The organism is Vibrio sp., from assembly GCF_047973365.1.
Classification (GTDB): domain Bacteria; phylum Pseudomonadota; class Gammaproteobacteria; order Enterobacterales; family Vibrionaceae; genus Vibrio.
The window spans coordinates 1-7373 of sequence record NZ_JBKEBW010000145.1; the positions used below are offsets into that span (position 1 = coordinate 1).

Annotated in this window: 6 protein-coding genes and 2 pseudogenes; 1 reads left to right on the plus strand and 7 read right to left on the minus strand. The window is 47.2% G+C overall.

All coding sequences use genetic code 11. The annotated features are described in order from the left end of the window. A pseudogene (locus tag ACK5MF_RS17365) lies at positions 1-215 on the plus strand (group II intron reverse transcriptase/maturase); the annotation flags it as partial. A 48-nt stretch (positions 216-263) separates the two neighbouring features. On the opposite strand, the gene ACK5MF_RS17370 reads toward ACK5MF_RS17365, so the two are convergent. The 7 genes and pseudogenes from ACK5MF_RS17370 to ACK5MF_RS17400 all read right to left on the minus strand — a co-directional run. Next, complete coding sequence (locus ACK5MF_RS17370) at positions 264-1538, minus strand: urate hydroxylase PuuD (protein ID WP_416923800.1); 1275 nt, start codon at positions 1536-1538, stop codon at positions 264-266. Continuing rightward, positions 1484-2851: a guanine deaminase gene (gene guaD, locus ACK5MF_RS17375; protein ID WP_416923801.1), complete on the minus strand. Its 1368-nt coding sequence runs from the start codon at positions 2849-2851 to the stop codon at positions 1484-1486. The genes ACK5MF_RS17370 and guaD overlap by 55 nt, the downstream gene beginning before the upstream one ends. A gap of 1 nt (position 2852) precedes the next feature. After that, positions 2853-3176, minus strand: a complete 324-nt coding sequence (gene uraH / locus ACK5MF_RS17380) for a hydroxyisourate hydrolase (RefSeq protein WP_042482607.1) — start codon at positions 3174-3176, stop codon at positions 2853-2855. Then, on the minus strand, positions 3173-3664 hold the full coding sequence (uraD, locus tag ACK5MF_RS17385) for a 2-oxo-4-hydroxy-4-carboxy-5-ureidoimidazoline decarboxylase (protein WP_416923802.1): 492 nt from the start codon (positions 3662-3664) through the stop codon (positions 3173-3175). The genes uraH and uraD overlap by 4 nt, the downstream gene beginning before the upstream one ends. Beyond that, positions 3661-4587: a xanthine dehydrogenase accessory protein XdhC gene (gene xdhC / locus ACK5MF_RS17390; protein WP_416923803.1), complete on the minus strand. Its 927-nt coding sequence runs from the start codon at positions 4585-4587 to the stop codon at positions 3661-3663. Before xdhC ends, uraD begins: the two co-directional genes overlap by 4 nt. Then, on the minus strand, positions 4571-6955 hold the full coding sequence (gene xdhB, locus ACK5MF_RS17395; protein WP_416923804.1) for a xanthine dehydrogenase molybdopterin binding subunit: 2385 nt from the start codon (positions 6953-6955) through the stop codon (positions 4571-4573). The genes xdhC and xdhB overlap by 17 nt, the downstream gene beginning before the upstream one ends. Then, positions 6948-7373: pseudogene (locus tag ACK5MF_RS17400) on the minus strand (xanthine dehydrogenase small subunit); the annotation flags it as partial. The pseudogene ACK5MF_RS17400 and the gene xdhB, both read right to left, overlap by 8 nt.

Sequence of the window (7373 nt, forward strand, 5' to 3'; positions counted from 1 at the left end):
GGCTACGCCAACGAGGTGTGTCAGAGAGTAGTGCTTGGAAGTTGGCGATGTCAGATAAAGGTTGGTGGCATCTGGCCCGAACCCCGCAATCAAATCATGCCATGCCGAATGAATGGTTCAAAGAGTTGGGTCTGTACTCGCTATTAGAGGGGTACGAGTCACTAAAATTATATTCGGAACCGCCGTATGCGACCCACGCTTGTACGGTGGTGTGAGAGGACGGAGGCCGTGAGGCCCCCTCCTACTCGATTATCGATGTATGGTTAGTTAATCGCGTTTATTAAATCACCTAACTGTTGACGCTCTTCATCTGTCATTTTTGTTTTATTGAGAAAAGGCATATCGCCACTTACTACAGCTCGTGCGAGAATTCTCGGTTTCCATCGTTCAACATCTTGCCAGCTATCGAACATTGCACCACCTTGAGCGACCTTAAATACATCATCGGTAGGCGCTGAACTGTGGCACTGACTGCATCGCGTTTGGATGATCTCAAAAGCGTCGTACTGCTGCTGAGTTAAGCTCGCTGTAGTCGTTGTTTCTGCAGTTGAGGTCGAACTTGGGCTTGCCGCCACAGCTGCTTCACTGTTTTTCACCTTTGCTGTACTTTTCGCTGTATGCATTTGTTCAGTGGCTTGCCAACTGATAACAACTGCAAGTGCAAACATAGCCGCAGCGCCTGTGTACATCACGCTCGGTTTTGACTGACCAGAGTGCTTCAGGTTGAAGTAATGACGGATATAAGCACCGATCAGCATGATTAATAGCCCAACCAACCAACTTTGAGCGTGTTGGTAAATCATTGGGTAGTGGTTACTGATCATCAAAAAGATGATAGGCAGCGTGAAGTAGTTGTTGTGGATTGAACGACGTTTGCCTTCCAAACCCGGTGCTGGGTCAACAGGCTCACCTGCTGTTACTTGTTTTACCATTTTGCGTTGACCAGGAATGATCTTATGGAAAACGTTGTTCACCATTATCGAACCGATCAGCGCACCCATGTGAATGAAGGCTCCACGGCCACTAAACATATGCGCGAAAGCATAGAAGAATAGCGCGCCGAATAGCACTAACACGGCAATAAACAGAGGTGTTGAACGGTTCAATGGAGAACGCATTAAACCTTCGTACACAACCACGCCAAGGAAGATAGTTCCTATTCCTAAACTCACAGCTTGAAGCGTGCTCAGTTCCATAACACGAGGGTCAATAAGGTAAGCTTGCGCGTTGAAGTAATACATCCAAATTAACAACGCAGTACCTGTCAGCCAAGTGGAGTAGGCTTCCCACTTAAACCAGTGCAGCTTTTCAGGCATTTGTTCTGGGCCAACTTGATATTTGGCAACTTCATAGAAGCCACCACCGTGGATCGCCCAAAGATCGCCTTTGATTCCTTTGTCCTGTTTCCATTTTGGCGGCGTTTCTAAAGAGTTATCTAACCAAGTGAAATAGAAATTTGCGCCAATCCATGCAACAGCGCAGATTACATGGAACCATTTGATAAATAACGCAATCCATTCGTAGAGTTGTGGCCACATAACATTACATCCTTTTGATAAACTAAATTTCCATGAACATAGGTTTTCTCGATCACTCGCTCGTCACCCAGTGTGACCAAAGCGAAAAGTTGCTCTGACAATTCCTGACAACGCAATATGCGCTGTTTGAGCATCGGAAATGCAGTCAGATCGAGTTCTACGAAATCGGCTTCAGTGCCGATATTAAAGTTGCCGATGAGGTGGTCGAGCCCCATGGCTGCCGCAGCTCCCTGAGTGCAGAGATAGAGAGATTCAAACGCATCTAAGCTCACGCCTTGTAACTGACATACTTTGTAAGCATCGCTTTGGTTGCGCAGCAGACTCAAACTGGTACCAGCACCGACATCACTGGCGATAGCGATTGGAATTCCAGCCTCTTTTGCTTTTTGATAGTCAAACAGACCACTACCTAAAAACAGATTCGATGAAGGGCAGAACGCAATAGAAGCGCCGTTTGCCGCCAAAGACTTGAACTCACGGTCATTGAGATGTAAAGCATGCCCAAACAGGGCGCGGTCGCGCACAAGGTTGTAGCGTTCATACACGGCTAGGTAATCGTCGTCTTCAGGGAAAAGATCTTTTACCCACGCCATTTCACCGTGGTTTTCACTCAAATGGGTCTGAATGAAAGTGTCCGGATGTTCTTTGGCAAGTTGTCCGGTTTTAGCTAGTTGCTCTGGTGTGCTGGTTGGTGCAAAGCGAGGGGTAATCGCGTACAGTGCACGCCCATTTTTGTGCCAGCGTTCAATCAGCTCTTTGCTGTCTCGATAGCCGGATTCCGGCGTATCTTGTAGCTCGTCAGGACAGAAACGATCCATCATGATTTTGCCGCAAATCATTCGCGCATCATGTTGTTGCGCTGCGGTAAAAAACGCGTTAACCGACTGCGGATGCACGGTGGCAAACACGCTGGCTGTGGTTGTGCCATGAGCAAAAAGTTGCTTGATGAAGAACTCTGCCTGAGCATTGCAGTAGTCTTGATTCGCGAACATTAGCTCTGTCGGAAAAGTATATGTGTTTAACCAATCCAACAGTTGCTTACCATAGCTGGCAATCATTTCTATTTGAGGGAAATGCACATGAGCATCAATCATCCCCGGAATAAGCAGCCCGTGATGCTGAGTCACATGTCCTTGAATCAACAACGCTTTATTAGCTGAGATTGAAAAGAACTCTTTGGCATCTCCTACATGGGTAATACGCCCTTTTTCCACCACCAGCACGCCGTCATTCCAATACTGATAGTTCTCAGACGGTGACGATGTCACTTTTGGGAAGTGGAGTAAGCTTCCTCTATGTATCTTTAACGTCATACTAACTACCTCTATAGCTGGAGTATGAGTAAGGCGAAAGAAGTAGCGGTATGTGGTAATTTCTGTCGTCGCTCACGGTGAAATGCACGTCGATCATTGGGAAGAAAGACGCTCCGAATTGTTCTTCACAGTAAGGTTGAACGAGAAAGCGCAAAGTAAAGTTATGTTTATCAAGCGTAATGCCTTCAAAAACGGCACGACCATCTTCGTTTGTGGTTTCCTCAGCAAGGCAATCGAAACTGCCCAAGCGATAAAGTTTTACAACGATATTTGCAGCGGGATGCCCGTTAGCGGTGTCCAGTACATGGCAACTGAGTTTGTTCATAAATAAGCTTCCATTCTTATCTGACTGATTTTTTGTTGTTCTATTGCGGCTTGTTGCAACTCTTGTTCTCGAGTGCAGTTAATGCGCGCTTTTAACATGCTGAGCATTTCATCTGCGCTTTTGTTTGTAGCGCATACGATGAAGATAAAACCGAATTTTTCTGCGTATTCTTTGTTCAGTGAAAGCAGTTGCTGTAAGGTTTCATCGGAGGCACCTTTTACGCCACCTTGTTCTTTTTCACTTAACGATTTTCCCTGCGCGTATTTCTTTTGCAGTGTAGAGATATCACCAATCATGGGGTGACCAGCGAACGCCTCCAGCCAATCTTGTTCTTCAAGTTCTGCAAACGCTTCCTCTGCCGCGTTTTTGAGCTCTGAAGGGCTACTAAAAGGCATTTTGGCTTTCACCAACGATACCCATTTCTGACTGGTGCAGATTTTGTTCAGTGCTTGATCGTCGAGTTCCAAGCTCGTTCGTACCGCTGTCATTGCTTTTCTTCCTTTAAAACCTTACGAGCTTCATTTGCCTGCTTCCATTGCACTTCTTCGCTGTTGCTTTCACGGTTAATGGTGTTGGCTTCTTGTTCACTGAACAAGCCAATCAGTTGAGCCGCCACTGAAACAGCAACCTGCATTGGTAATTTGCCTTTCACATCCGGATGACCAATCGGGCAGGTGAGGTTATGAATGAGATCAGCGTCGGTGAGCTGTTCTTTCAAACGGAATTCAAAGCGCTGCTTTTTACCTTGTGAGCCGATAAGACCGACAAACGTGAAGCGGTTTTCTTCCAGTGCCAGACGGGTAATTTCAAAGTCGAGCCCATGATCTTGAGTCATCACAATGACATACGCTTTGCTAGGTAGTTGGCCTAACGCTTCAATTGGATTTTCCAGCAGTTCAACCTTGATACCTTTGTCCTGTAGAGGCGCAAGCCATTCGTGGCGGCTATCAACCACTGTCAATTGACAAGGCAACTCATTTAACACTGTGGTTAATGCTTGGCATACGTGACCAGCGCCAAAGATAACCACCTGAGGTGTTTGAGTATGGAAATACTCGAACATTACCTGAACCGCGCCGCCACAGCATTGTCCGAGATCCGCCGAAAGGGAGAAACGTTCAATGGCCACTTGGCTTTGATGAGAAGCTAATCCTTCACGAGCCTGAGCGATAACTTGAAACTCAAGGATCCCACCGCCCAGTGTGTCGAACTGGCACGCTTGAGTAATCACCATTTTTGCACCGCTTGATCTCGGTACCGAGCCAACGTAGGCAACCACAGTTGCGATGCAATAAGCTTCGCCTTGTTGTTCAAGCATCTGGCACGCTTTCAGCCAGTGCATACCTGGGTTGTTGAGCAGTCCATTCTTATTGAACTGCTCAAAACCTTGAGGATTATGGTGTGACGGCATCTTCGGTCTCCTTCACTACATTGTGTTCAAGCCATTGAAGCTGCTCTTCACACGCTCTCAAAATGGTTTCGCCGGTAGCAGGAGCATGCAACTTTGGCGCATGTTTGTGACCACTGATTGAAGCAACAGCATCGAAAGCTGCACACCAAACGCTGATTGCATGCATAAAAGGCGGTTCGCCCACCGCTTTCGAGCGATAAATGCTGTGCTCTGGGTTGGCTTTTTCATACAAATCAATGTGCATCTGTTTTGGATAGTCACCAATGGTCGGGATCTTGTAGTTCATTGGACTGTTGCTGAGCAGGCGACCGTCTTCATGCCACACAAGTTCTTCAGTGGTCAGCCATCCTAAACCTTGCACAAACGCGCCTTCAATCTGACCTCGGTCGATGGCTGGGTTTAAGCTGTTGCCCACATCGTGCAGAATATCCACGCGATCAACACGCATCTCGCCGGTTAGTGTGTCGATAGTCACTTCTGAGCACGAAGCGCCCAAAGAGAAGTAGAAGAATGGATGACCCGTCGCTGTCTTTCTGTCGTAGCCAATCTTCGGTGTTTGGTAAAAACCGGTAGCTGAGAGAGAGACTCGTCCCATGTACGCTTTTTGTACCAACTGAGCCCAAGAGACGGTTTCATTCACACCTACAAGCTCGCCGTTAACGATATCAACGTCTTCAACCTTGTAGTGGTTACGTGCAAATTCCAGCAGACGCTGTTTAATCTCTAATGCTGCTATGTGCGCTGCCATGCCGTTTAAATCGGCGCCAGAAGATGCGGCGGTTGGCGAGGTGTTGGGGACTTTGTCGGTACGGGTAGAGGTAACCAGCACCTTGTCTAAGCTCACGCCAAAAGTTTGCGCCACGATTTGTGCAATCTTGGTATGCAGACCTTGACCCATTTCGGTACCGCCATGAGAAACCTGCATAGTGCCGTCTGTGTAGACGTGGATAAGTGCACCGGCCTGGTTGAGGTGCGTTGCGGTAAACGAAATACCGAATTTAATCGGTGTTAACGACAAGCCTTTTTTCAATACAGAATGGCTTTTGTTCCATTGGTTCACCTGTTCACGGCGAGCACGATAGTCACTGCTTTGTTCAAGCTGCTTCATGATTTCAAGCATGGCGTCGTATTGATCTACCTGCATGCCATAAGGAGTGACGTTTTTGCCCGCGCGGTAGAGATTTTTAAGGCGAATATCGAGCGGGTCTTGTCTGACGGTTAGCGCCAGCTCTTCCATCGCTTTTTCAATCACGATCATCCCTTGAGGACCACCGAAACCGCGATAAGCAGTATGAGAAACCATGTCTGTTTTTAAGCGGTTGCCTTCAATACACGCATTTTCTAGAAAATAAGCGTTATCGGCATGGAACATTGCGCGATCGACAATCGCATCAGACAAGTCAGGGGAGTGCCCACAAATACCGTTCACTTGGATATCCGCTGCGATGATTTCACCTTGTTTGTTCGCCGCGATTTGGTAGCGGTTGTAGAACGGGTGACGTTTGCCTGTCGCCGTCATATCAATACCGCGAGGCAGGCGCATTTTAACGGCTCGTTTTGTGTGATAAGTCCCTAATGAAGCTAAACATGCCCATTGCGCCGCTTGGCTTTCTTTACCACCAAAGCCACCACCCATGCGTCGCATATCAACGGTGACTCGGTTGAAATCTACATGCAGAACTTCAGCAATCAGTTTTTGAATTTCAGAAGGGTTTTGAGTTGATGAACGTACAAAAATTCCGCCATCTTCGGTGATTTCTGCAAGGCTCACTTGTCCTTCCAGATAGAAATGCTCCTGACCGCCGACGTGCATATCGCTGTCTATGGCGATATCCGCATTATCAAACACGCTCTGTTCCATGTGTTTGCCCATTTGGTGCGAAGGAAGCAGCTCACTGGCGTTTTCGTGGCTTAGCACAACTTCTTCTTGTTGGTATTCAACTGAAGCTAAACGTGCGGCTTTCCATGCTTGGTCGTGAGTGGTTGCCAATACTAGCGCGATAGGCTGACCGAAATAACGAATTTCATTGTCCAGAGCCAGCAGCGGGTCGCCTTTGAAAATTGTGCCAATGTCTTTCTCGCCGGGAATCGCATCTGCAGTAAAGACTTTCACCACACCGTCAGCACTTTCAACAGGAGAAAGATCCAGCTTGGTAATTTTACCTTTGGCAATCGATGAAATCACAACCGCAGCATGAAGGCAGTTTCTAGGAGTTACATAATCATCAACAAACAGGGCTTCGCCACTCACTTGTTTATCCGCACTTTCATGTTTGTGCGGTTTGCCGACAACCTCAGTGACAGGTTGTTGAGCAGGTGTTTGTGTATCAACAGCAGTTTGTTTATCAACAGAAGTTAATTTACGCATGTTGCACCAACCTTGTTTCAACTTGCTGTGATTCCAGATAAAAGCGTTGTAGCAGGTTTTGTACCAGTTTGACTCGGTACTCGGCAGAGCCACGGACATCACTTAGCGGATGAATGACTTGCGTAACTTTTTGACGCGCTTTGTTGACGATAGGCTGGGTCAGTGGCTGACCGACAAAGACTTCTTCTAATTCAAATAACCGCACGGACTTAGCTGCAACACCACCAGCTGAAATAATACAACTTTTAACCCGTTTATCTGAGCCCATGGTGATATTGATAGCGAAGGTTACGGTAGCGATGTCGTCCTCATAACGCTTACTCACTTTATAAATAGCGTGCAGTTGATTTGGTGCTAAACGTGGTAGGTGAATCGCGCTGATCCATTGGTTTGGTTTGATCAGAGTCTCGCGATAGCC